We start from the raw sequence: 22,990 nt of genomic DNA on the forward strand, positions 1-22,990 counted from the left end.
GGCCCTCCCTGCGGTCAGGCGCCTACCTATCGCGATCCGCTTGGCCGACCCGACACCGATCCACTTGGCCGGCCCGAGGCCGATCCGTTTCGCCATCCCGGTCGCGATCCAATAGGCCGGTCCCTGACACGCGCCTGGTGCCGACCAGCGAGGCCTCGTCAGGCTGACCACCCCCCACAGCGCCGCTGGTTCGGTCAACAGGACGAGGCCCAGCCCCGCTCATGAGATCCAAGCAAAGATAAGCCAAGCGCACACCAGCCGTCATCCGTGGCAGCAGGCACATCTCGGCGCCTCGGCCGCGCGCGAGAGGGGCACCGCAGCCGCCGTGGACAGAGAGCTTCCCCCGAAAGCGACTCCGGATCAAGCGACGGCGAGGCGCGCGCGGACAGCCAATGTCCTTGCCGTCGCGCCGCCGTGACGCCACGCGTCGCGCCGCCGATCACCCCTTCAAGCCGGTGCGGGCGACCCCCTCGATCACATACCGCTGCGCGGCGATGAACAGCGCGAGGATCGGGACGCTCGCCACCACCGCGCCCGCCGTGACCAGCGCGTAATCGGTGGTGTGGGCCCCCTGCAGCAGCGCGAGGCCGGGCGACAGCGTGAGCTTCTCGGGGCTGAACAGCACGTAGATCGGCCAGAGGAAATCGTTCCAGTTGCTCAGCAGGCTGAGCACGGCCAGCGTGGCCAGGGCCGGCTTGGACAGAGGCAGCACGATCCTCCAGAAGACCTGGAGCCGGGTGGCACCGTCGAGCGCCGCCGCCTCCTCGAGCTCCCGCGGGAGGCCGAGGAAGAACTGGCGCAGGAAGAAGACGCCGAACGCCGAGGCGGCCGGCGGCACGACCAGCGCCGAGAGGCTGTCGAGCCAGCCGAGGGCCCGGACGATCAGGTAATTCGCGGGCAGGAACATGATCGGCGGGATGAACAGCGTGGAGAGGACCGCGGCGAGCACGAGCCGCTTGCCGCGGAACTCCATGCGCGCGAGCGCGTACGCCGCGGGGGCCGCCGTGGCCAGCACGAGCAGCGCGTGCGCCGCGGCGGCGAGGAGGCTGTTCAGGAGCCAGCGGAGCACCGGCGCCCCGGCGCTCGAGCCCGCGAGCGCCTCGTAGCTCTCGAGCGTCGCCCGCGCGGGCACGAGCGTGGGCGGCACCGCCGTCGCCTCGGTCGGCGATTTGAGCGACGTGAGCGCCATCCAGATCACCGGGGCGAGGTACGCCACGGCGAGCAGGAGCAGCGCCGCATACGACAAGGCCCTCCCGAGCTGCCGGCGACGGACAGGGCAGCCGTCCTCGAGCAGCCGGAGCTTCATTGAGCGTCCTCGTCGCTGCCCCGGCCGAAGAACAGGAGGAACATGACGAGGTTCACGACCGCGAGGAAGAACGCCTGGACGTAGCTCATGGCCGCCGCGGCGCCGAGGCGGAAGTTCCGGAAACCCTCCTCGGCGATGTACATGATGGTGGTGCGCGTCTCGCTGCCCGGCCCGCCCCCGGTGACCAGATAGGCCTGTCCGAACATGTTGGCCGACGCGAGGACGGTCATCGTCACGACGAACACGAACACCGGCCTGAGCCCAGGGATCGTGACGTGCAGAAACTGCTGCCATCGGGTCGCGCCGTCGATGCGGGCGGCGTCGTAGAGCTCCCGGTGGATGTTCTGCAGCCCCGCCAGGTAAATCACGGCGTTATAACCGAGGGTCCACCACACCGTCATCCCCACCAGCGAGACCCACACCCACGGCACCGCCGTGGTCCAGCCCGTGTCTCCAGGCAAACCCACCTTCGCCAGCAGGTGGTTGATCGCGCCGACCTGGGGATCGAGGAGCAGCCGCCAGATCATCGCCACGACGGCCACGCCGAGCACATACGGCGCGAAGAACATGGCCCGGAAGAACGATCGGCCGGGAAAGCGCTGGTTGAGCGCGAGGGCGAGCAGCAGCGGGAGCGTCACCAGGACAGGCACGCTCAGCGCCGTGAACAGCGCGGTCGCCCGCAGCGCGCGCCAGAAATTGCCGCGGATGGGCGAGCCGGACCGGAACAGATCCGCGTAGTTGTCGAGGCCGACCCACGGCCGCGACGGCAGGAACGGGTCCCAGTCGTGGAGGCTGAGCCACACGCCGAGGGCGATCGGCGTCGCGACGAAGAGGCCGAACAGCGCGAGGTACGGCGCGAGGAACAGGTAGGGCGCCCACCGCCGCGACCGCGCGAGGCCGCGCTTCCGGAGCCGGCCGACGCCGGGGGCGCTCTGCGCGCCGCCGTCCACCTCGGCCTGGCCGGGCTCCACGAGGGGTACGTCGACCGTCGTCACAGGGCCCTCCCGAACTTCTTCAGGTTGCCCGCGAGCAGCGCGTCGGCCTCGCGGGCCGCGCGGCTCAGGGCCTCGCGCGGCGCCGCCCTCAGCAGCACGGCCTCGTTCACCGCGAGATCGAGGGTGGACGCGCGCACCGCGTCGGCCCCGGCGATGGCGGGCGGGAAACGGACCGCCGGGAGCTGCTCGGCGACGATCGCCTGCTCCGTCATCCGCCGGAACGCGGCGCTCTCCCGGGCCTCCCGCCGGGCCGGCACCATGCCGGCCGCGGCCCAGTCGAGGGAGTGCGCGCTCAGCCAGGCGAGGAACACCACCGCCGCCTGCAGGCGGCGATGCCCAGCGCCGGCCCCGGGCTGGCGCGGGAGCACGAGGTGGTGCGCGTTGCCCCAGACCGCCCGCTGCGCGCCGATCACGGGCACCGGGAGCACGCCCCAGCGGAGCCCGGGGACCGCTTTGAAATGGTTGATCATCCAGACGCCGTTCCAGAGAAAGGCGTTCCGGTCGTTGATGAAGGCGATGCTGTCGGCGTCCTGGCCGACGTCGCGCGGGCTGTAGCCTCGCCGGATCAGCTCGACCATGAAGCTCAGCGCCTCGACGCCGGCCTCGGCGTGGAACATCGCCCGGGCCCCGTCCTCCGAGAACAGCTGACCGCCCGCCTGCCACAGGAGCGACTGGAACATCAGCCCTCCGGTGAACAGGACCGGCGACACCCACGATCCCTGGATCCCCCGTCGCTTGAGGTGCTCGAGCGCGGCCAGGTAGTCGCGCCGCGAGCGAGGCAGCGCGGCGTCGTCGAGGCCGGCGCCGGCCAGCACGGCGCGGTTGACGTAGAGGCCGAGCGGGTGGACGTCGAGGGGGACGCCGTAACGGCGCCCCCGATAGACGCCCGCGCGCCAGAGCGTCTCGGAGAAATCGCCGGCGCCGAGGCCGAGCGCCTCGGTCACCTCGTCGAGCGGAAGGATGGTGCGGTGGACCGCCGCCGTGGCCAGCTGATCGGCGTGCATGACGGCCACGTCGGGGCCATGGCCGCTGTCGACCGCGGCCGGGATCTTCTGATAAAAATCGCCCCACCGGGTCACGCTCATCCGCACCGTGATGTTGGCGTGCTCGCGGTTGAACCGCGCGATGAGCCGCTCCATCGGCGGCCGGTCGCCCCCGGTGAAGCCCGTCCAGAACGCGAGATCGACGGCCGGGCCCGCGTAACCCCGGCTGCCGCCGGCGGCGATGGCGGCCTGGGCGCGCAGGTCGACCGGCTCGCCGCGACAGCCGAGCAGCAAGAGGCCTGCAGTCGCCCCCATGCCGGCGAGGAGCTCGCGGCGGCCCGGCGGCCGACCGGCATCTCCCCGCTCCCTCGGTGCTCGCCCCCTCTGCATCTGCCCTCCGCGCACGATCGCACCGCGGAGGGCTCGCTTTCGGCTCGTTGCCCGCGACCGAGCTGAGCCACGGCTCACCCCCGGTCCCCCGGCTGCAACGGCGATCTACACCGGTGCCACGCACCGTCCAGCGAATTATTCCCGGAGAGCAGGGGCGCTCACGCGTCGATCCCAGATTGCGTGGATCTCCCCTTTTCGATGGGATATTTCATCCAGGCTTATCGCCGACGACAGGGATGCTGCCGGACAGACGGGCGCATCCAGCGGGCATGTCGCAGCGGGCGAGGCCGCTCGCCGCGCCCGCATCGAGGAGCGCGACGGAGCGCACGATCGCGCCCGCACCTCCGCCGGGGCGCGGCGCTCGCGGCGCTCGCGATTTACCAGCCCACCTTCACCACCATCGCCATACCTCGGATCGCAGGCCCCCGATTGTCATTGCGCTCACCCGCCGAAAGAAGCGATGATGCCAGGACGGTGCTCTCGGCCGGCTTCGAGTTCCCGGAGGAGGCGCGATGCAGACTCCCCTCTTGCGTCACTGGCTCCTGTGCGGCTTGTTCCTCCTCGCCACCGCCTGTGACCTGGGCAAGGCCGAGCCGCGGCCGCTGCGCCTCACGACGGTCAAGTGGGTTGGCTTCACCCCCTTTTACGTCGCCAGAGACCTGGAGCTCTATCCCCCGCCCGGGCTCGATATCGTCCGGTTGAGCTCCGGCGTCGACGCCACGCACGCATTCCTCCACAAGCGCGCGGATTTCACCGCAGGCTCGCTGACCGAGGCGATCCGCTTCCTCGATCAAGGCGCCGATCTCAAGATCGTCCTCATCACCGACACCTCGAACGGCGCGGATGGCATCGTCGCGCGACAGGGGATCTCCAGCGTGGACGATCTGAAAGGCAAGCGCATCGCGGTGGAGATCGGGACCGAGGCGCAGTACCTGCTGATCCGCGCGCTGTCGCTCCGCGCGCTCTCGATCGATGACGTGACGGTCGTCAGCATGCCCCCGGAGGCGTGCATCGCCGCGCTGGAGCAGGGCGAGGTGGACGCGGCTGCGCTCTGGGAGCCGTTCCTGTCCACCGCTCGCGAGAGGGGCATGTCGCTGGTCTTCTCGAGCAGGCAGATCCCCGGCGAGATCGTCGATGTCCTCCTCGCGCAGCGCGACGCCGCGGAGACGAGGCGCGAGGAGGTGGCCGGCGTGCTCCTGGCCTGGCACCGGGCGGCGCAGGCGATGAAGCAGCCGGAGCGGCAGGAGCAGGCGCGTCGCTCGGCGCTGCGGTACCTCGGCACGAGCGAGGAGGCGCTCCGAGCGAGCCTGGCCGGGGTGGAGATCGCCGATCTGGAGCAGAACCGCCGCCTCCTCGACCGCGGAAGCAGAGGGGCCTCGCTCTGGAGGGCGTACGAGCTCACCGCCAGGTTCATGGTCGAGCACAGGATGGTGAAGAGCGCACCGCCGGACGCCAGCGCGGTCATCGACACGCGCCTCATCGAGCGCGCCCTCGAGGCGCGGCCTTGATCGATGGACGGGGAGCTCTCGGCGATGCCCAGCCCTCCGGGACAGCGGTTGCGGTTCCGGCTCACCATCAAGCTCGCCCTGAGCGTCGGGGCGCTCCTGCTCGCCCTCGCGGGCGTCGTCGCGGTCTTGACCTTCAGGCAGGCGCGCCAGACCGCGCTCATGGCGCTGGAGCGCGAGGGCGACGCGATCGCGGGCACGCTGAACTACACCTTCGTGGTGCTGCTCGACGGCGGCGACGCGTTCCACGCGCAGCGCATCGCCTCGAACGCCGCGTTCTTGCCGGGGGTCCGCAGCGTGCTCGTCGCGTCCCTCGACGGCGAGGTGATCGCCGGCAGCCACCAGAGCGCCGGCGATCGGGTCGACGCTCCTCCCCTCCTCGCGCTCCTCGCGCGCGGCGACCTCACGAGCCCGATCCACGAGCGCCGCGGGAGCGAGCTCATCGTGACCTCCCCGCTCAACCGCGCGAGGCTCCCGAGCAGCCTGGAGGGCGGCGTCTCCGGCGTCGTGCAGGTGGTCCTCGACACGAGCGACGCCGAGGCGCTCGCCTACGCCGTCGCGCTCCGGATGCTCGGCATCACCGTGGGCAGCGGCGTGCTCCTCTGCGCGCTCACGGGCGTGATCCTGCAGCTCATCGTCGTCCGCCCCCTGTACCGGCTCGCCACCGCCGCGGAGCGCTTCCGCGCCGGGGATCGCTCCCAGAGGAGCAGGATCCGGAGCCGGGACGAGATCGGCGTCGTGTCCGGCGCCTTCGACAACATGGCGCAGGAGGTCGAGGGGCTCGTGGCCGAGCTCATCGGCGCGCGCGACGCCGCCGACGCCGCCAGCCGGGCGAAGAGCGATTTCCTGGCCAGCATGAGCCACGAGCTCCGCACGCCGCTCAACGGCATCCTGGGATACGCGCAGCTCATCGAGCGCGCGCCGGAGCTCACGGCGCAGACGCGGGACGGCCTGCGCGTCATCCGGAGATCGGGCGAGCACCTGCTGGCGCTCATCGACGACGTGCTCGATCTCAGCAAGATCGAGGCGGGCAAGCTCGACCTGCGGCCAGGCGAGGTGCGCTTCCCCGCGTTCATCGAGGCGGTGGCGGATCTGTGCCGCGTGCGCGCCGAGCAGAAGGGGATCTCGCTCGCGACCAGCTACCGCGGCCCGGCGCTCGCGCTGCGCGCGGACGAGAAGCGCTTGACCCAGGTGCTCCTCAACGTGCTCGGCAACGCCATCAAGTTCACCTCGCGGGGCGGCGTCACCTTCGACGTGGCCGTGCTCGACGACGCCCCCGCGCCGTCGCCGAGGAGCCCGCGCCTCCGCACGGTGCGGTTCCGCGTCACGGACACCGGACCCGGGATCGCGCCGGAGCACCTCTCCAGGATCTTCGATCGCTTCGAGCAGGTCGGAGACGAGGCGGCGCGGTCGGAAGGGACCGGCCTCGGGCTCGCGATCACGAAGCGGATCGTCGAGCACTGGGGCGGAGCGATCGACGTGGAGAGCGCGCCGGGCCGGGGCAGCGTCTTCACGGTCGCGCTGCCCCTGGAGGAGGCCGCCCACCAGGCCTCCACGCGCGCTGCGTCCACGTGGGAGGACATCGCCGGATACGAGGGGGAGCGGCGGACGATCCTCGTCGTCGACGACAACGCGGAGAACCGGGCATTGCTGCGCGACGCGCTCGCGCCGCTCGGGTTCGCGCTGCGCGAGGCGGAGAGCGGCGCGCAGGCCCTCGCCATGGCCGCAGAGCACCGACCCGGCCTGGTCATCATGGATCACGCCATGCCCGGCCTGGACGGCTTCGAGACGGCGCGGCGGCTGCGGGAGCTCCCCGCGCTCGGCGAGGTCGTCGTCATCGGCTCGTCGGCGAGCGTGTCCGACGCGGACCGCCGGCGGGGCACGGCCGCGGGTTGCGACGACTTCCTGCCCAAGCCGGTCGACGTGGGCGCGTTGCTCGACAAGATCCAGCGCCACCTCGGCCTGACATGGATCTCGCGCCGCGGCGGGCGCCCCAGCCCCGGCTCCCCCGGCGAGGAGATCGGGAGATCGTCGCGGCCCTCCGCCGAGCAGATCTCGGCGCTGCAAGCGCTGCTCAGGAGGGGTCGCGTGGAGGAGCTCCTGGCCGAGACGCAGAAGCTCGAGCAGGCCGAGCCTCGGCTGGCCGGATGGATGGCGCAGGTGCGCGCGTTGGCCCAGGCGTATAAGCTCCGCGAGCTGCGCGAGCTCCTCGGGACGGACCGCGCCGCCGCAGGAGACGACGGATCCGCATGATCGACGTGCAGGTGCAGGGGCGACGCGCGGCGCGGCCTTCCACGCGCCGGATCTCCGGGCGGTATGGGCGCCCGGCCGCCCTGGATACCCTCGTCGGCGGCCCGACCGGGAGGGCCGGAGGAGAGCGATCGTGAGCGAGGCGACGAGACCCCGCGTGCTGGTCGTCGACGACACGCCGGCCAACCTGAAGCTGCTCGTCGAGCACCTCCGCGGCGCCGAGATCGACACGCTCGCCGCGGAGGACGGCGAGAGCGCGCTCGGGCTGCTCCGCTACGAGGCCCCCGACCTGATCCTGCTCGACGTCGTGATGCCGAAGGTGAACGGCTTCGACGTCTGCCGCCGCCTGAAGGCGGACCCCGCGACCAGGGATATCCCCGTCCTCTTCATGACCGGCCTCACCGACACCACCGACAAGGTCAAGGGCTTCGAGGTCGGAGGGGTCGATTACCTGACCAAGCCCATTCAGAACGAAGAGCTCCTGGCCCGCGTGACCACGCACCTGTCCCTGCGCGCCCTCCAGCGCGCGCTGCAGCGGGCCAACAGCGACCTCGAGCGCCGCGTCGCGGAGCGCACCGCCGAGCTCGCGCGGCTCAACGACGAGCTGCTCGCGACGAACCAGGCCTACAGCCGCTTCGTGCCGACCGAGATGCTCGGGCTGCTCGGTCGGGACCGGGTGGTGGACGTCAGGCTCGGAGACCACGTCCAGATCGACATGACCGTCCTGTTCTCCGACATGCGCGGCTTCGCCGCCCTCACCGAGCGCATGACGCCCGGCGAGGCGTTCGCCTTCACGAACGCCTACCTCGGCCGGCTCAGCCCGATCATCCGGCGCTGCGGGGGCTTCATCGACAAGTACATCGGCGACGCCATCATGGCCCTCTTCCCGGGAAAGGCCGACGACGCCGTGCGCGCGGCCGTCGCGATGCAGCGCGCGGTGCGGGAGTTCAGCGAGGAGCGGCGGAGCGTGGGGCTGCCATCCATCAGCATGGGCATCGGCATCCACACCGGCAGCCTCATGCTGGGCACGATCGGCGAGGCGGAGCGGATGGAAGCCACGGTGATCTCCGACACGGTGAACCAGGCGTCGCGCCTGGAGAGGCTCGCCGCCCGCTACGGCGTGGCCATCGTGCTGAGCGAGCAGACGATGAGCGCGCTGAGGGCCCGGGAGGGCTACGGCCATCGCTTCCTGGACGAGGTGCGGCTCAAGGGCAAGCGAGAGCCCGTATCGGTCGTCGAGGTGTTCGACGGCGACCCTCCGGAGACGATCGATCGCAAGCAGAAGACGCGGCGCCACTTCGAGCAGGCGCTGTCCGATTACCGCGCCCGGCGGTTCGCGGAGGCCAACCTGGCGATCGCCCACGTGCTCTTGCAGCACCCGACCGACAAGGCCGCCCAGGTCTACCAGCAGCGCATCGCGCACCTGATGGCGCACGGCGCGCCCCCCGACTGGACCGGCGTCGAGGTGCTCACGGAGAAGTGAGGCGGTCCCGGCCGCGCGGCGGCGCGGCCTCCGGCGCTGCCGGATCTCACGGCGCGCCGGGGGCGCGGCGGAGCGCGCCGCCGGCCTTCGCGCCGAGCACCACGACGTCGACGATCGACGCCAGGACGCCGTCGTCGACCGGCGCGCGCAGGCGGAAGAGGCGGTTCGTCACGGTGCCGCGGATCATCTCCGCCATCAGGTCGAGATCGGTGCCCGGCGGCAGCTCGCCGCGCGCGACGCCGCGCTCGAGCACGTCCCGCCACGGGGCGAGGCGCTCCTCGCGGAGCGCGCGGACGAGCGCCTCGACCTCCGGCATGTGCATCTCGGCCATGAGCATGCGGGAGATGCCCTGCCCCTCGGGCGTCGAGGCGGCGGCGACGACGCGCCGCAGGAGCTCGAGCAGATCGAGCCGCAGCGCGCCGGTGTCCGGCGGCGCCTGGCGGTCGTCGGAGAATGAGCGCAGCGTCGCCATCACGAGCTCGGCCTTCGTGGGCCAGCGGCGGTAGACCGTCGTCTTGTTCACGCCCGCCCGCGCCGCCACGTCCTCCACCCGCAGCGCCGCGTAGCCCGCGCGCGCGATCTCCGCCGCGGCCGCCTGCATCACCGCCCGCACCACGCGCTCGCTGCGACCCCCGTGCCGCGCGCCGTGCGTGCCGGTCCGGCGGCGCCCCGCCGCGCCACCGGACTGGGCCGGAGAAGGCTCTTTCAGAGGGGACGAGGTGACGCTCCGCATCCCGAGGGGCTCCATTCAACCACGACGGCGCGACCCGTGGAGCATGGCGCGTCCGGGTTATGGCAACAAGCAGTTGTCTTTGGCGATCCTCGTGGTATCTCTATCGCAACCACAGGTTGCCTTAGGTACGCGGCGCCGGTTGCGCCCGCCGTCGAGGCGACGAGGAGCAGGCGGCGACATGTCCACGACGACGAGCGCTCTCCCTGGAGAGGCGGCGGCTCCCCCCGAGGCGGCCTCCCAGGCGGTCAAGACGGGCAAGCCGAGCAAGGCGGTCGGCATCACCGCGGCGGCGCTCGCGCTCGCCGTCGCGGCGGGCGCGGGCTGGTACGTCGCGCACCGCGGGCTCGAGACCACGGACGACGCGCAGATCGACGCCGAGGTGGTGTCCGTCCCGGCGCGCGCGCCGGGCGTGGTGGTGAAGGTCCTGTTCGCGGAGAACCAGGCGGTGAAGGCGGGCGACGTGCTCGCCGAGCTCGACGCCGAGCCCGCGCGCGCGCGGCTCGCGCAGGCCGAGGCGAGCCTGTCGGCGGCCAGGGCGAGCGCCGACGCGGCCGACGCCGACGAGCGCATCGCCGAGACCGACGCGCGCAGCAACAAGTCGGTGGCCGAGGCGTCGCTGCACGGCGCGGCCAGCAGCGCGAGCGCGTCGAAGCAGCAGATCGCCGAGGGCGAGGCGCACGTCGCCTCGGCGACGGCGACCCTGGAGCAGGCCACGCTCGAGCGGGACCGCGCGAAGCGGCTCGTGGAGACCGGGGCGCTCGCCCAGGCCCAGTTCGACCAGCTAGAGGCGGCCGTCGACGTCGCCGGCGCGTCGCTGGAGCAGGCGAAGGCGCACCTCGCGGCGCTCAAGGCCACGACCACGCAGGCGTTCAGCCGGGTCGAGGAGGCGAGCGCGAGGGTCCAGCAGGCGAGCAACGTCGACGCCCTCATCGCGCTGGCGCGCGCCCGCGCCCGCGTGGCGCACGCGCAGGTCGAGACGGCCCAGGCCGCGCGGGACCTGGCCGCCCTCGAGCTGTCGTACACGCGCATCGTCGCGCCGCAGGACGGGATCGTGTCGAAGAAGACCCTCTCCGTCGGGCAGCTGGTCTCCCCCGGCCAGCCCGTGGGGATGCTCGTCCCGGCGCGGCAGGTCTGGGTGACCGGCAACTTCAAGGAGACGCAGCTCGCGCACATGCGCGTCGGGCAGCCCGCGCGCGTGTCCGTCGACGCCTACCCCGGCGTGACCGTGCACGGCGAGGTCGAGAGCTTCTCCGCGGCCACCGGCGCGCGCTTCAGCCTGCTGCCGCCGGACAACGCGACCGGCAACTTCACCAAGGTCGTCCAGCGCGTGCCGGTGCGGATCCGCCTCCACGACGCGCCGCCCGACCTCGCGCTGCGCCCCGGGATGAGCGTCGAGCTGACGGTCGACGCGAGCAAGTGAGCATCGAGGAGGAGAGGAGGAGCCATGGCAGAGGCGGCTATCGCGGCCGCGCCGGCGCACGCCGTCGCGCCCGTCAACGCGAACCGGTGGCTCGTGGCCGCGGCCGTGGCCCTGGGCGCGCTGCTCGAGATCGTCGACACGAGCATCGTCAACGTGGCGCTCACCGAGATGCAGAGCTCGCTCGGCGCCACGCTCACGCAGGTGAGCTGGGTCGTCTCGAGCTACGCCATCGCGAACGTCATCATCCTGCCGCTCACCGCGTGGCTCGGGCACCGCTTCGGAAAGAAGCGTTACTTCGTCTTCTCGCTCGTCGCCTTCACCGCGGCGTCGGTGCTCTGCGGGGTCGCGAGCAGCCTGCCGATGCTCATCGTCGCCCGCGTGCTCCAGGGGCTCGGCGGCGGCGGCCTGCTCGCGAAGGCGCAGTCGATCCTGTTCGAGACGTTCCCGAAGGAAGAGCAGGCGATGGCGCAGGGCTTCTTCTCGTCCATCGTCATCGCCGGCCCGACGATCGGGCCGACGCTCGGCGGCTACATCGTCACGAACATCAACTGGCGGTGGATCTTCTTCATCAACGTCCCGCTCGGCATCGCGGCCGTGCTGATGTGCCTGGCCTTCCTGCCGCCGGACGCCGCGGGCGAGCGCGAGCGCGGCGGCGTCGACTGGATCGCGATCGCCCTGCTCGCGGTCGGCGTCGGCTCGCTGCAGACCGTGCTCGAGGAGGGCCACGCCGAGGAATGGTTCGGCTCGCCGTTCATCGTCGCGTTCTCCGCGATCGCGGCCGTGAGCCTCGCCCTGTTCGTCCACCGCGAGCTCTCGTCGGAGCGCCCCATCGTGGACCTGCGCGTGCTCCGGCACCGCTCGCTCTGGGCGGGGAGCCTCCTCTCCGCCGTCATCGGCATGGGCCTCTACGGCGCGCTCTTCGCCGTGCCCATCTTCGCCCAGTCGATCCTCGGCTACACGTCGCAGCAGACGGGCATGCTCCTCTTGCCGGGCGCGCTGGCCTCCGCCCTGTCGATGCCGCTCGTCGCGCGGCTCGTGAACCGGTTCGACCCGCGCGCGCTCCTCGTCGCGGGGGGGCTCATCCTGCTCGTCGCGCTCTTCCAGCTCCACCAGCTGACGCCCGTGACGGGCGCGGGCGACCTGTTCTGGCCGCTGATCATCCGGTCGTTCGGCACGACCCTGATGTTCCTGCCGCTCAGCATGGCCACCCTCGGGCCGCTCCCCAAGCGCGACATCGCCGCCGCGACCGGCATCTACAGCCTGACGCGGCAGCTCGGGGGCAGCGTCGGGGTCGCCGTGCTCACCACCGTGCTCGCCGACCGGCAGGCGTTCCACCGCGCGGTCCTGGTGAGCCACATGGGGGCGAGCGACCCGGCGACCCTGGAGCGCGTCGGCATGTACACCTCGGCGTTCGCCGCGAAGGGGTTCGATCTGGCCGACGCGCGCGACAAGGCGCTCCACGTGCTCGACGGAATCGTGAACCTGCAGGCCGCCGTGATGTCGTTCAACGACACGTTCTGGGTGACAGCGGTGCTCGTCGTCGCCACGCTCCCGCTGGTGTTCCTGCTCGGGAGGGGCCGGGGCGGCCCCGTGTCCGCGGGGCACTGAGCCGAGCGCGCCGGAAGCTCACCGCCCGTCGCCCGCCGTACCGCGGATTCATCAGGAGGCGCGCCGCGCCGCGCCCGAGCATCAAGCCACGGAGGGAACCATGCGTCACGCGTTGAATCTCCTCGCGCCCGAGGTCATCGAGAACCCGCACCCCCGCTACGCCGAGCTGCGCGAGCGGGCGCCCGTCTGCCAGGTCGAGCCGAACGGCTTCTGGGCCGTGAGCCGCTACGACGATGTCGTCTACGTCCTGAAGCACCCCGAGCTGTTCTCGTCCCGCACCGCCGAGGTGAGGCGGAGCCTCCTCGACGAGCGGCTCCTGCGCGAGCCCCTGCTCGTCGGCGACACGAGCCTCCTCAGGAGCGATCCGCCGGACCACACCGAGATGCGCAAGCTCATCAGCGGCGCCTTCACGCCGCGGGCGATCGCGCGGATCGAGGCGCGGGTCCGCGACATCGCGACCGAGCACCTCGACCGGATCCTCGCGCAGGACACCTTCGACATGATGGAGGACCTGGCCGTCCCGCTCCCGGTCACGGTCATCGCCGAGATGCTCGGGGTCGATCCGTCGCTCCGCGCCGATTTCAAGCGCTGGTCCGACGACACCCTCAACGTGCCCGCGGGCTCCCAGCCGCTCAGCGACGAGGAGGTCGAGCGCATCCTCCGGAGCCGCCGCGAGATGCGCGCCTACTTCCACGAGATGATCGCGGACCGGAAGCGACGGCCGCGCGAGGACCTCATCAGCGACATCATCCGGGGCGAGGTAGAGTACGGCGTGCTGACCGAGGACGACGTGCTCGGCATGGTGGTCCTCCTGCTCGTCGCGGGCAACGAGACCACGACCAACCTCATCGGCAATGGCACCCTCACGCTCCTCGAGCACCCGGACGCGCTGCGGCGCCTGCGCGAGGAGCCGGCCCTGATCCCGGGCTTCATCGAGGAGGTCCTCCGCTACGAGGGGCCGGTCCGGCTGCTCACCCGGCGGGCGACTCGGGACGTGACCCTCTCCGGGGTCACGATCCCCGAGGGCGCGACCGTCCTGCCGCTCGTCGCCGCGGCGAACCGGGATCCGGCGCACTTCCCCGACCCCGACCGGTTCGACATCACCCGGGAGCAGCGCGGCCACGTGGCCTTCGGCTTCGGCATCCACTTCTGCGTCGGCGCGCCCCTCTCGCGGCTCGAGGGCAAGATCGCGTTCGAGGAGATCCTCCGGCGGCTGCCCCCCTTCTCGCGCGAGCCGGGGCCGCTCTCGTGGAACCGATCGTTCGGCCTGCGCGGGCTGCGGCGCCTGCCCCTACGCTTCGACCGCACCAACACGGAGGAGACATCATGAGTTACGCGTTCAGTCTCATCGGGCCCGAGGTCACGCAGAACCCCTATCCGGTGTACGCCGAGCTCCGCGAGAAGGCGCCGGTGTGTCAGGTCGAGCCGGGGGGCTTCTGGGCGGTGAGCCGCTACGACGATGTGGTCTATGTCCTGAAGCACCCCGAGCTCTTCTCGTCCGACACCTTCGCGGCGCGGCAGAGCACGCAGGACGAGCGGCTCCAGCGCGAGCCGCTCGTCGTCAGCGACGTGAACGTCCTCATGAGCGATCCGCCGGTCCACACCCGGATACGCCAGCTCGTCAGCGGCGCGTTCACGCCGCGGGCGATCGCGCGGCTCGAGCAGCGGGTGCGCGCGATCACGACCGAGTACATCGATCGGATCCTCGCGAAGGACACCTTCGACATGATGGACGACCTGGCCGTGCCGCTGCCGGTCACGGTCATCTCCGAGATGCTCGGCGTCGATCCGTCGCTCCGCGCGGACTTCAAGCGCTGGTCGGACGACTCCGTGAGCACCGGGATGGGGCGGATCCCCGACGAGGAGGTCGAGCGCATCCTCCGGAGCCGCCGCGAGATGCGCGCCTACTTCCACGACATGATCGCGGAGCGGAAGCGACGGCCGCGCGAGGACCTGATCAGCGACCTCATCCGCGGCGAGGTGGAGTACGGCCAGCTCTCGCCGGACGACGTGCTCGGCATGGTGGTCCTCCTGCTCGTCGCGGGCAACGAGACCACGACCAACCTCATCGGCAATGGCACCCTCACGCTCCTCGAGCACCCGGACGCGCTGCGCCGCCTCCGCGAGGAGCCGGCGCTGATCCCGGGCTTCATCGAGGAGGTCCTCCGCTACGAGGGGCCGGCGCAGATCCTGATGCGGCGGGCGACCCAGGACGTGACCCTCGCCGGCGTCCCCCTCCCGAAGGGCGCGATCGTCATGCCGATCATCGCCTCCGCGAACCGGGATCCGGCGCAGTTCAGCGATCCGGACCGGTTCGACATCACCCGGGAGCAGCGCGGCAACGTGGGCTTCGGCTTCGGTATCCACTTCTGCGTCGGGGCGCCCCTCTCGCGGCTCGAGGGCAAGATCGCGTTCGAGGAGATCTTCCGCCGACTGCCGCCCTTCTCGCGCGATCCGGGGCCCGTCGTGTGGCGCACGATGTTCAGCCTGCGGGGGCTGCAGAGCCTGCCGCTGCGCTTCGACCGGAGCGCCCGGCCCGCGTGAGGCGCCCCGCTCACATCGAGAAGCCGTCGCCCTGCGCCTCCGCAGGGGGGGTCTCGGCCGCGGGGGCCTCGCCCGCGGGGGTCTCCCCCTCCTGGAGCTCCTCGACCGCCTTCGCGTGCTCGGGGACCTCCGGCAGCGCGGAAGGGTCGTATCCGGGCGCGACCCAGAACACCTCGGGCGCGGGCTTGTACTCGCTCGTATAGCTGCGCTCGGAGGCCCGGCCGTCCTTGTAACGGACGGTGACATACGATCTCACGTCGTACCCGCACGAGCCCTTCTGGTGGCGCTTCACCTCGCCCTCGGAGAGCTCGGACTTCACGTAGATGCGCCGGATGAAGTCGTCGGTGTGCTCGGCCGAGATGCGGTGATCGACCTCCGCCACCGGGTCGCCGCCGAGGATCTCGACGCGGAGCACCGTGGGCGTCGGCAGGTAGGCGTGGATCATGATCGGGAACGGGAGCGTGTTCTTGATCTTCAGATCCGACTCCGGGTACGTCACCATGGCGTCGAGCCCCATCGGGATGTAGGCGCTCGGGCGGGAGTGGCTCTGGCGGTCCAGCGTGTCGAGCGCGCCGAAGAGCGACGCGGCGAAGAGCGTGCTGGAGACCTGGCACGTCCCCCCGCCGTAGCCGGGGACGGTCTCGTCGCCGAGGATCTCCGGGGCGATGGTGAAGCCGTTCTTCCGGGTCCGCGGGCCGACGTGGGCGTTGAACGAGAAGGTCTCGCCGGGCGCCAGGATGGTGCCGTCGATCTTGGACGCCGCGGTCTTGATGTTGACGGCGCGCCCGGCCTCCTTCCCGTGCCGCTTGAACTTCGTCTCGTACGCCGCGACGATCCGGCTGACGTCGACGCTCACCAGGTCGTCGACGGTGATCTTGGGGGTGGTGTACCGGACGGCGAGCTCGATGAGCTCCTCGTCCTCGTGATCCCCGGCGCGCAGCGCGGCGAGGGAGGCGTCGACGTCGAGCTCCCGGCCGGCCTGCTCCGGGATCTTGCGCCGGTTGGCGAGATCGAGCCGCGCGTCCACCGGGATCCGGAAGACCTGCGGGGCGAGCCGCTCGAGGAAGGCGCGCGCCCGCGCCTCGTCGACCGCCCAGACGAGCGGCACGTCGATCTCGCCGCGCCGCGCCCGCCGCGCCTCCCGGAGCCGCCGCGCCCACGGCCCCTCGTGGCCGACGCGCCGCGCCCCCGCGAGCGTCTCGCCGACGTCGACCTCGACGCCCGCCTCGCCGAGCGTCGCCGTCAGGTCGACGTCGTCGTGGCGGAGCCGGACCAGGCGGCCGCGGAGCGCGTCGCGCCTCGCCTCGAGCCACGCCTCCGGCGCGGCGCCGTCCGGCACGAAGCGCTCGCCGATCGAGAGGCCGCGGACCACCGGGGACGCCGGCAGCGCGTCGCGCACCGCCAGGGCGGCGCCCACGCCCGCCGAACTGCCGAGCGCCAAGACCAGAGCGAGGGCCCTCGTATCCACGGCAGCTCGCCATGCTACCCGGATCGCGGACGAACTGGAAGAACGCTAGATCACGAGGCGGGCTCAGCCGCCGCCGACGAAGTGCACGATCTCGATCACGTCGCCCTCGGCGAGCTCGGCGGCCGTGTGCTCGGCCCGCGGCACCACCTCGCCGTTGCGCTCCACCGCCACGGGCCCCTCGGTCAGCCCGAGCAGTTCGACGAGCTTCCGCACCGTGACCGCCGACGGCACCTCGCGCGCTTCCCCGTTCACCGTGATGTTCATGGCCTCTTCACCTCGTGCATCGCGCCACCATCGCCCCTCGCCGCGGCGGCCCCCGGCTCGCCCGCCGCGGCGAGCGCCGCGCGGAAGCGCCGCGCGTTCTCCACATAGCTCGCGGCGCCCAGCCGGCCGAGCTCGGCCTGATCCGGCCGCACCTCCCCCATCACCTGCCCCGGGTTGCCGCGCACCAGCGACCGCGGCGGGATCACCTTCCCGGGCGGCACCACCGCGCCCGCGGCGATCACCGAGCCCTCGCCGATCACCGCGTTGTCGAGCACGATGCTCCCCATCCCGATCAGGCACCCGTCCCCGACGCGGCAGCCGTGCAGGATCGCGCCGTGGCCGATGGTCACGTCGGCGCCGACGATCGTCTCCGAGACGCCGCTCGTCAGGTGCAGGCACGCGAGGTCCTGCACGTTGGTCCGCGGGCCGACGCGGATCGCGCCGATGTCCCCGCGCAGCACCGCGCCGAACCACACGCTCGCCTCGTCGCCGAGCTCCACGTCGCCGATCACCGTCGCGTTCGGCGCGAGGAACACGTCGCGCCCGAGCCGCGGCGACGCCCCGCCGAAGTCGAGGACGAGCGCCACGTCAGCCCCCCTCGGCGGCGACCACCGGCAGCGAGCGCCGGGCCGGCCGCGGCTCCGCGCCGCCCCGCGGCCGCGGCCGGGCCGCGGCGCGCGCCGCCTCCGTGAGCTCGGCCTGTAGCGAGTGCTTGTTCGCCCGCGCGATCGACACCTCGACGACCTCGCCGAGCAGATCGAGCTCCGCCGCGCCCTCGATGTGCGCGATCTCGTGGCGCCCCGTCCGGCCCGACCAGAGCGCGCCGCCCTGGCCGCCGTGCCCGCGCTCCTTGTCGCGCCCCTCGACGAGCACCTCCTGCGTCGTCCCCACGAGGCCCGACAGGTGGGCGGCGAGCAGCGCCTCGCTCTCCTCGAACAGGCGCGCGAGCCGCTCGCCCTTCACGCCCTCGGGCACGTCGTCCGGCAGCTTCAGCGCGGGCGTGTGCGGGCGGCGCGAGTACTTGAACCCGAACAGCCCCTTGAACCCCACCTCGCGCACGAGCGACAGCGTCGCCGCGAAGTCGTCCTCGGTCTCGCCCGGGAAGCCGACGATGATGTCGGTCGAGAGCGTCAGCCCCGGGACCGCCTCCACGAGCGCCCGCGTCCGCGCGACGTACTCGGCGCGCGTGTAGCGGCGGATCATCCGCCGGAGGACCCGATCCGAGCCCGACTGCACCGGCAGGTGCACGTGGCGCGGCAGCACGGCGAGCTCGGCGTGGGCGAGGCGGAGCGAGGGCGTGAGGTGCCGCGGGTGCGGGCTCGTGTAGCGCAGCCGCGCGAGGCCCGGGACGTCGGCCGCGACGCGCCGGAGCAGCGCGGCGAACTCGCTCTCGTCCGGGTCGTCCGCGCTCGCGCCGGGGGCCCGCGGCAGCGCGCCGAGCGGGTCGCGGTAGCTGTTCACGGTCTGGCCGAGGAGGGTGACCTCGCGCGTCCCCGCGGCCACGAGCGCGGCGATCTCGGCGACGATCTCGTCGCTCGGCCGGTAGCGCTCCGGCCCGCGGGTGTGCGGGACGATGCAGAACGAGCACCGCTCGTCGCAGCCCTTCATGATGGTCACGAACGCCGTCGGCGCGGCGCGCGACGCGGGCGGCGGCGACGCGACGAGGAACCGGGGCGCGTCGAGGTCGAACACCGTGCGCGCGACCGGCAGGCCGCCGATCGCGAGGTCGCCGAGCAGGCCCGGCAGCTCCGGGATGTTGTCGGGCCCGACCACGACGTCGATCGTCCGCATCTGCTTGAGGAGGCGCTCCCCTTCCTGCTGCGCCACGCACCCGGCGACGACGACCACCCGCCCCTCGCCCTCGCGCTTCCAGCGCGCGAGCCGCCCCACCTCGCTCCGCAGCTTCTGCTCGGCCTTCTCGCGCACGCTGCAGGTGTTCAGCACGAGCACGTCGGCCTCGTCCGGACCGCCGGCCTCGGTGTAGCCGGCGCGGCGGAGCACGTCGTGCATCCGCTCGGAGTCGTGCACGTTCATCTGGCAGCCGAACGTCGTGATCGAATACCGGGGCATCGAAGCGATGCACCCTCTAACAGAAGGGGCCCGAGGCCGCCACCTCGCGCGCCCGGCGCCCCCGCTCCTGCCGCCCGCGGGCGGCGCGACACGGCCATCCCGCGCGGCAACGCGGCCGGGATCCGCGGACGGGTGCGGACGGGCGGGACAGATCCGGCGCTGGCCCGAGCGACGCCGGCGCCGCGCGCCGCCAAAAGGACGCAGAGCCGCCGGGGCATCATGGTAAAAATCGCCCCGGGAGGAGACCCGATGGCGAAACTGGAAAACCTGGTAGAACTGCTCGATCGCTCGCTGAAGCAGCATGGGCCCCAGCCGATCTTCGGCACGAAGACCGAGGGCCGCTGGGACTGGATCACCTATGCGGAGTTCGGGCAGCTCGTCGCCAGGTTTCGCGGCGGCCTGGCGTCGCTCGGCGTCCAGCGGGGCGATCGGGTGGCCCTCATCTCCAACAACCGTGTGGAGTGGGCGGTCTCGGCCTATGCCTGCTTCAGCATGGGGGTCGCGGTCGTGCCGATGTACGAGGCGCAGCTGCCGAGCGAGTGGGCGTTCATCATCAACGACTGCGAGGCCGTCGCCGCGATCGTCGCCACGCCGCAGATCTACGGCAAATGCAAGGACCTCCCCGAGAAGGCGCCCTCGCTGAAGCACGTCGTCTGTCTGTTCGAGCCCGCTGGGCCGGCGGACGGCGTCCCCGGCGCGCGGACCATCTCGTACAAGGAGCTGCTCGCCGCGGGCGAGAAGAGCCCGGCGCCCTCCATCGAGCCGACGTCGAAGGACACGGCGTGCCTCATCTACACCTCGGGCACGACCGGCAATCCCAAGGGGGTGATCCTCTCTCACGGCAACATCGCCTCCAACGTCTGCGCCGTGGTGGATCTCATCCCGTTCGGCAGCGGCGACCGGAGCCTGTCGTTCCTCCCGTGGGCCCACTCGTTCGGCCACACCGGCGAGCTCCACGTGATGATCACGGTCGGCGCGTCGATGGCGCTGAGCGAGTCGGTCGACAAGATCGTCGCGAACCTCGCCGAGGTGCACCCGACCGTGCTGATGAGCGTCCCGCGGATCTTCAACCGCATCTACGAGGGGGTGCAGAAGCAGATGACCGAGAAGCCCGCGGTCATCCAGGGCCTGTTCCGCGCCGGGCTGCGCGCCGCGACGAAGCAGAACAAGGGCGAGCCGCTCAACCTCGTCGAGCGGCTCACCCTGGCCGTGGCGGACCGGGTCATCTTCTCGAAGATCCGCGCCAAGTTCGGCGGAAAGCTGAAGTACGCGATCAGCGGCGGCGCGGCGCTCTCGTACCAGGTGGCCGAGTTCGTCGACGCGCTCGGCATCACCGTCTACGAGGGCTACGGCCTCACCGAGACGTCGCCCGTCGCCAGCGTGAACTACCCGGGGGCCCGCCGCCTCGGCAGCGTGGGCAAGGCGATCCCGGGGGTACGGGTCGTCATCGACAAGTCGGAGACGCACGATCCGAAGCAGGGCGAGATCGTCATTTACGGCCCGAACGTCATGATGGGCTATTACAAGCGCGACGAGGAGAACAAGGCCGTCTTCACCGAGGACGGCGGCTTCCGCACAGGCGATCTGGGCTACCTCGACGACGAGGGCTATCTCTTCGTCACGGGCCGCATCAAGGAGCAGTACAAGCTCGAGAACGGCAAGTACGTCGCGCCGGCCCCGCTCGAGGAGAAGATCAAGCTGTCTCCGCTGATCAACAGCGCGATGATCTACGGCGACAACCGCCCCTTCAACGTGGCGCTGGTCGTGCCCGAGATGACGGCGCTCACCGAGTGGGCGCGGGGCCAGGGGCTCACGTTCGAGTCGCCCGACGCGATGCTGAAGCACCCGCGCGTGGTCGCGCACGTCCAGGAGGAGGTCGACCGGTACGCGGCGGATTTCAAGTCCTTCGAGAAGATCAAGAAGGTCGCCCTCGCGGCCGAGGACTTCACCGCCGACAACGGGATGCTCACGCCGACCCTGAAGCTGAAGCGGCGCGTGGCGCTCCAGAAGTACGGACCCGCGCTCGAGGCGCTCTACGGCGGCGCGTCCAAGGCCGAGCCCCGCGAGGCCGCGCCGGCCCGCTGAGCGGCCGCCGCCCCGAGGCCGGCGCGCCCGCGCTCCCCGCTGTTCCCCGCCGTTTCCGCCGTTTCCCGTCCACGCCCTCTCCCCTCCCGGCGCGCCTTGGCGTACGCTGGCGCGCGCTGGCGCGGGCAGGACGCCGGGTCAACGGACGGGAGCGGCATGACGATGACAGGCATCCAGAGGCGAACGCTGTATCCCGAGATCGAGCCGTACCGCGCCGGCAGGCTCCGCGTCTCCGATCTTCACGAGATCTATTTCGAGGAGTCCGGCAATCCGCGCGGCAAGCCGGTGATCTTCGTGCACGGCGGCCCCGGGGGGGGCACGGAGCCGAAGCAGCGGCGCTTCTTCGACCCGGCCGCCTACCGGATCGTGCTCTTCGACCAGCGGGGCTGCGGCAAGAGCACGCCGTACGCGAGCCTGGAGGAGAACACCACCTGGCACCTCGTCGCGGACATGGAGGCGCTCCGCGAGCACCTCGGGATCGAGCGCTGGCTGGTGTTCGGCGGCTCGTGGGGGAGCACGCTGTCGCTGGCCTACGCCGAGAAGCACCCGGAGCGGGTGACGGAGCTCGTGCTGCGCGGCATCTTCCTCCTGCGGAAGCAGGAGCTCGAGTGGTTCTATCAGCGCGGCGCGAGCGCGATCTTCCCGGACGCGTGGGAGGAGTACCTCGCGTTCATCCCCGAGGCCGAGCGGGGCGATCTGCTCACGGCCTACCACCGGCGGCTCACGAGCCCCGATCCCCAGCTGCGGCAGCAGGCGGCGCGGGCGTGGAGCGTGTGGGAGGGGCGGACGAGCTGCCTGTTCACGAACCAGGAGCTCGTGATGAAGACGTCAGGAGAGGAGTTCGCCCTCGCGTTCGCCCGGATCGAGTGCCACTATTTCATGAACAAGGGGTTCCTCACGTCGGAGACGCAGCTGCTCGACGACGTGCACCGGATCCGCCATATCCCCACGGTCATCGTGCAAGGCCGCTACGATGTCGTCTGTCCGCCGGAGAGCGCGTGGGCGCTGCACCGCGCGTTCCCGGAGGCCGAGCTGCGCATCGTGGCGGACGCGGGGCACTCGGCGATGGAGCCTGGCATCCTGCACGAGCTCATCGAGGCGACCGACCGGTTCCGCTGACGCGCGCGCGTGCGGTACGCTCGCGGCATGAGCACCGGAGCGCCCTTCCTGCGAGCCGCCTTCGTCCGCGTCCCCGGCCAGCGCGATCGCATCTATGTGCATCGCCGCGACGGGACCGAGACCTCCTGGGTGTTTCCGACCTACGGGGACCACCTGCCCCACGACCTCATCCACCTCGTGGTGGAGTCGGCGTTCGGCCTGCGACACGGCTTCTGGGGTCGGGTCGACGCGGGCATGGATCCGGCGCGCATCAACGCCGAGGCGACCCGCGCCGGCGGGGCCGACAAGTACCGCGGCTTCGGCGAGGACCAGCGGGAGCTGCTCTTCGCCGAGGCGCTCGCCAACGCCGGCTGGTACGACCCTCTCGCGACCAACGAGGCGCGGCGCGCCTCCATGCTCGAGGGCGCTGCCGGGGCCGGCATCGCGCCGCCGGTCGCGATCACCGAAGAGCGGGTGGCCTCGACGCACGCCGCGCTCGAGGAGCTCCGCGGCCGGTGGCGCGCGTTCGGCGCGCTGCCGAAGGGGACGCTGGAGCTCCGCTTCTTCCCGGACGATCCCGAGCGCGGCTTTGCCGAGCTGCTCGCCGCGCTGCGGTAGGCTGAACGCGCCGAGCTCCGTGCGTCAGAAATCCCGCCAGGATTCCGCCGCGGCGTCGAACCGTCGCGATCCGTTACTTTCGTCGGGATTTCGGGAGGGCGTGACGACGGATCGCACCCGTTCGGACGGCATGGACCCAACCCCGGCCCAACCGCCGAGCCCTGGGCCCG

Annotated in this window: 18 protein-coding genes; 10 read left to right on the top strand and 8 right to left on the bottom strand. The window is 71.9% G+C overall.

Annotated features, from left to right (window positions below; translation table 11 throughout):
- Positions 1-439 precede the first annotated feature (439 nt).
- Genes WME83_RS32675 through WME83_RS32685 form a run of 3 tightly spaced genes read right to left on the bottom strand, consistent with a single transcriptional unit; the run spans position 440 to position 3,599 of the window.
- Complete coding sequence (locus WME83_RS32675) at positions 440-1,306, bottom strand: carbohydrate ABC transporter permease (RefSeq protein WP_437313627.1); 867 nt, start codon at positions 1,304-1,306, stop codon at positions 440-442.
- Positions 1,303-2,301, bottom strand: coding sequence for a carbohydrate ABC transporter permease (locus tag WME83_RS32680; protein ID WP_437313628.1), 999 nt, complete (start codon positions 2,299-2,301; stop codon positions 1,303-1,305). The genes WME83_RS32675 and WME83_RS32680 overlap by 4 nt, the downstream gene beginning before the upstream one ends.
- The gene (locus tag WME83_RS32685; protein WP_437313629.1) at positions 2,298-3,599 is read right to left on the bottom strand and encodes an ABC transporter substrate-binding protein; all 1,302 of its coding nucleotides are present in this window, start codon (positions 3,597-3,599) and stop codon (positions 2,298-2,300) included. Before WME83_RS32685 ends, WME83_RS32680 begins: the two co-directional genes overlap by 4 nt.
- Before the next feature lie 587 nt (positions 3,600-4,186).
- Here WME83_RS32685 and WME83_RS32690 point away from each other — a divergent pair.
- The 3 genes from WME83_RS32690 to WME83_RS32700 all read left to right on the top strand — a co-directional run bounded on the left by WME83_RS32690 (position 4,187) and on the right by WME83_RS32700 (position 8,912).
- Positions 4,187-5,182 (top strand): ABC transporter substrate-binding protein, encoded by a 996-nt coding sequence (locus tag WME83_RS32690; protein WP_437313630.1) that lies wholly within the window; start codon positions 4,187-4,189, stop codon positions 5,180-5,182.
- A 24-nt stretch (positions 5,183-5,206) separates the two neighbouring features.
- Positions 5,207-7,432, top strand: coding sequence for an ATP-binding protein (locus tag WME83_RS32695; RefSeq protein WP_437313631.1), 2,226 nt, complete (start codon positions 5,207-5,209; stop codon positions 7,430-7,432).
- A 130-nt stretch (positions 7,433-7,562) separates the two neighbouring features.
- On the top strand, positions 7,563-8,912 hold the full coding sequence (locus WME83_RS32700; protein ID WP_437313632.1) for an adenylate/guanylate cyclase domain-containing protein: 1,350 nt from the start codon (positions 7,563-7,565) through the stop codon (positions 8,910-8,912).
- Positions 8,913-8,958: 46 nt separating this feature from the next.
- Here WME83_RS32700 and WME83_RS32705 read toward each other — a convergent pair whose 3' ends face one another.
- Complete coding sequence (locus WME83_RS32705; RefSeq protein ID WP_437313633.1) at positions 8,959-9,645, bottom strand: TetR/AcrR family transcriptional regulator; 687 nt, start codon at positions 9,643-9,645, stop codon at positions 8,959-8,961.
- A gap of 178 nt (positions 9,646-9,823) precedes the next feature.
- Between WME83_RS32705 and WME83_RS32710 the strand changes: the two genes are divergently transcribed.
- The 4 genes from WME83_RS32710 (at position 9,824) to WME83_RS32725 (ending at position 15,217) form a co-directional block, all read left to right on the top strand.
- Positions 9,824-11,065 (top strand): HlyD family secretion protein, encoded by a 1,242-nt coding sequence (locus WME83_RS32710; protein WP_437313634.1) that lies wholly within the window; start codon positions 9,824-9,826, stop codon positions 11,063-11,065.
- Positions 11,066-11,089: 24 nt separating this feature from the next.
- On the top strand, positions 11,090-12,673 hold the full coding sequence (locus tag WME83_RS32715) for a DHA2 family efflux MFS transporter permease subunit (RefSeq protein WP_437313635.1): 1,584 nt from the start codon (positions 11,090-11,092) through the stop codon (positions 12,671-12,673).
- Between the two features lie 100 nt (positions 12,674-12,773).
- Positions 12,774-14,003 carry a cytochrome P450 gene (locus WME83_RS32720; protein WP_437313636.1) on the top strand — a complete coding sequence of 410 codons (1,230 nt, stop codon included), beginning with the start codon at positions 12,774-12,776 and terminating at the stop codon, positions 14,001-14,003.
- On the top strand, positions 14,000-15,217 hold the full coding sequence (locus WME83_RS32725) for a cytochrome P450 (RefSeq protein ID WP_437313637.1): 1,218 nt from the start codon (positions 14,000-14,002) through the stop codon (positions 15,215-15,217). The genes WME83_RS32720 and WME83_RS32725 overlap by 4 nt, the downstream gene beginning before the upstream one ends.
- Positions 15,218-15,227: 10 nt before the next feature.
- Here the strand turns inward: WME83_RS32725 and WME83_RS32730 are convergent, their stop codons facing one another.
- The 4 genes from WME83_RS32730 to miaB all read right to left on the bottom strand — a co-directional run bounded on the left by WME83_RS32730 (position 15,228) and on the right by miaB (position 19,019).
- Positions 15,228-16,685, bottom strand: coding sequence for a VanW family protein (locus tag WME83_RS32730; protein WP_437313638.1), 1,458 nt, complete (start codon positions 16,683-16,685; stop codon positions 15,228-15,230).
- A gap of 63 nt (positions 16,686-16,748) precedes the next feature.
- The gene (gene thiS / locus WME83_RS32735) at positions 16,749-16,949 is read right to left on the bottom strand and encodes a sulfur carrier protein ThiS (protein WP_437313639.1); all 201 of its coding nucleotides are present in this window, start codon (positions 16,947-16,949) and stop codon (positions 16,749-16,751) included.
- Complete coding sequence (locus WME83_RS32740) at positions 16,946-17,536, bottom strand: gamma carbonic anhydrase family protein (protein ID WP_437313640.1); 591 nt, start codon at positions 17,534-17,536, stop codon at positions 16,946-16,948. The genes thiS and WME83_RS32740 overlap by 4 nt, the downstream gene beginning before the upstream one ends.
- A gap of 1 nt (position 17,537) precedes the next feature.
- Entirely contained in the window at positions 17,538-19,019 is a 1,482-nt protein-coding gene (miaB, locus tag WME83_RS32745) for a tRNA (N6-isopentenyl adenosine(37)-C2)-methylthiotransferase MiaB (RefSeq protein ID WP_437313641.1), read from the bottom strand.
- Between the two features lie 249 nt (positions 19,020-19,268).
- Between miaB and WME83_RS32750 the strand changes: the two genes are divergently transcribed.
- The 3 genes from WME83_RS32750 to WME83_RS32760 all read left to right on the top strand — a co-directional run bounded on the left by WME83_RS32750 (position 19,269) and on the right by WME83_RS32760 (position 22,820).
- Positions 19,269-21,104 carry an AMP-dependent synthetase/ligase gene (locus tag WME83_RS32750; RefSeq protein WP_437313642.1) on the top strand — a complete coding sequence of 612 codons (1,836 nt, stop codon included), beginning with the start codon at positions 19,269-19,271 and terminating at the stop codon, positions 21,102-21,104.
- A 156-nt stretch (positions 21,105-21,260) separates the two neighbouring features.
- A complete protein-coding gene (gene pip / locus WME83_RS32755; RefSeq protein ID WP_437313643.1) occupies positions 21,261-22,223 on the top strand; it encodes a prolyl aminopeptidase in 963 nt (320 codons plus the stop codon).
- A 27-nt stretch (positions 22,224-22,250) separates the two neighbouring features.
- On the top strand, positions 22,251-22,820 hold the full coding sequence (locus tag WME83_RS32760; protein WP_437313644.1) for a hypothetical protein: 570 nt from the start codon (positions 22,251-22,253) through the stop codon (positions 22,818-22,820).
- Positions 22,821-22,990 lie beyond the last annotated feature (170 nt).

The sequence above is a fragment of the Sorangium sp. So ce385 genome, assembly GCF_051474135.1.
Classification (GTDB): domain Bacteria; phylum Myxococcota_A; class Polyangia; order Polyangiales; family Polyangiaceae; genus Sorangium; species Sorangium cellulosum_D.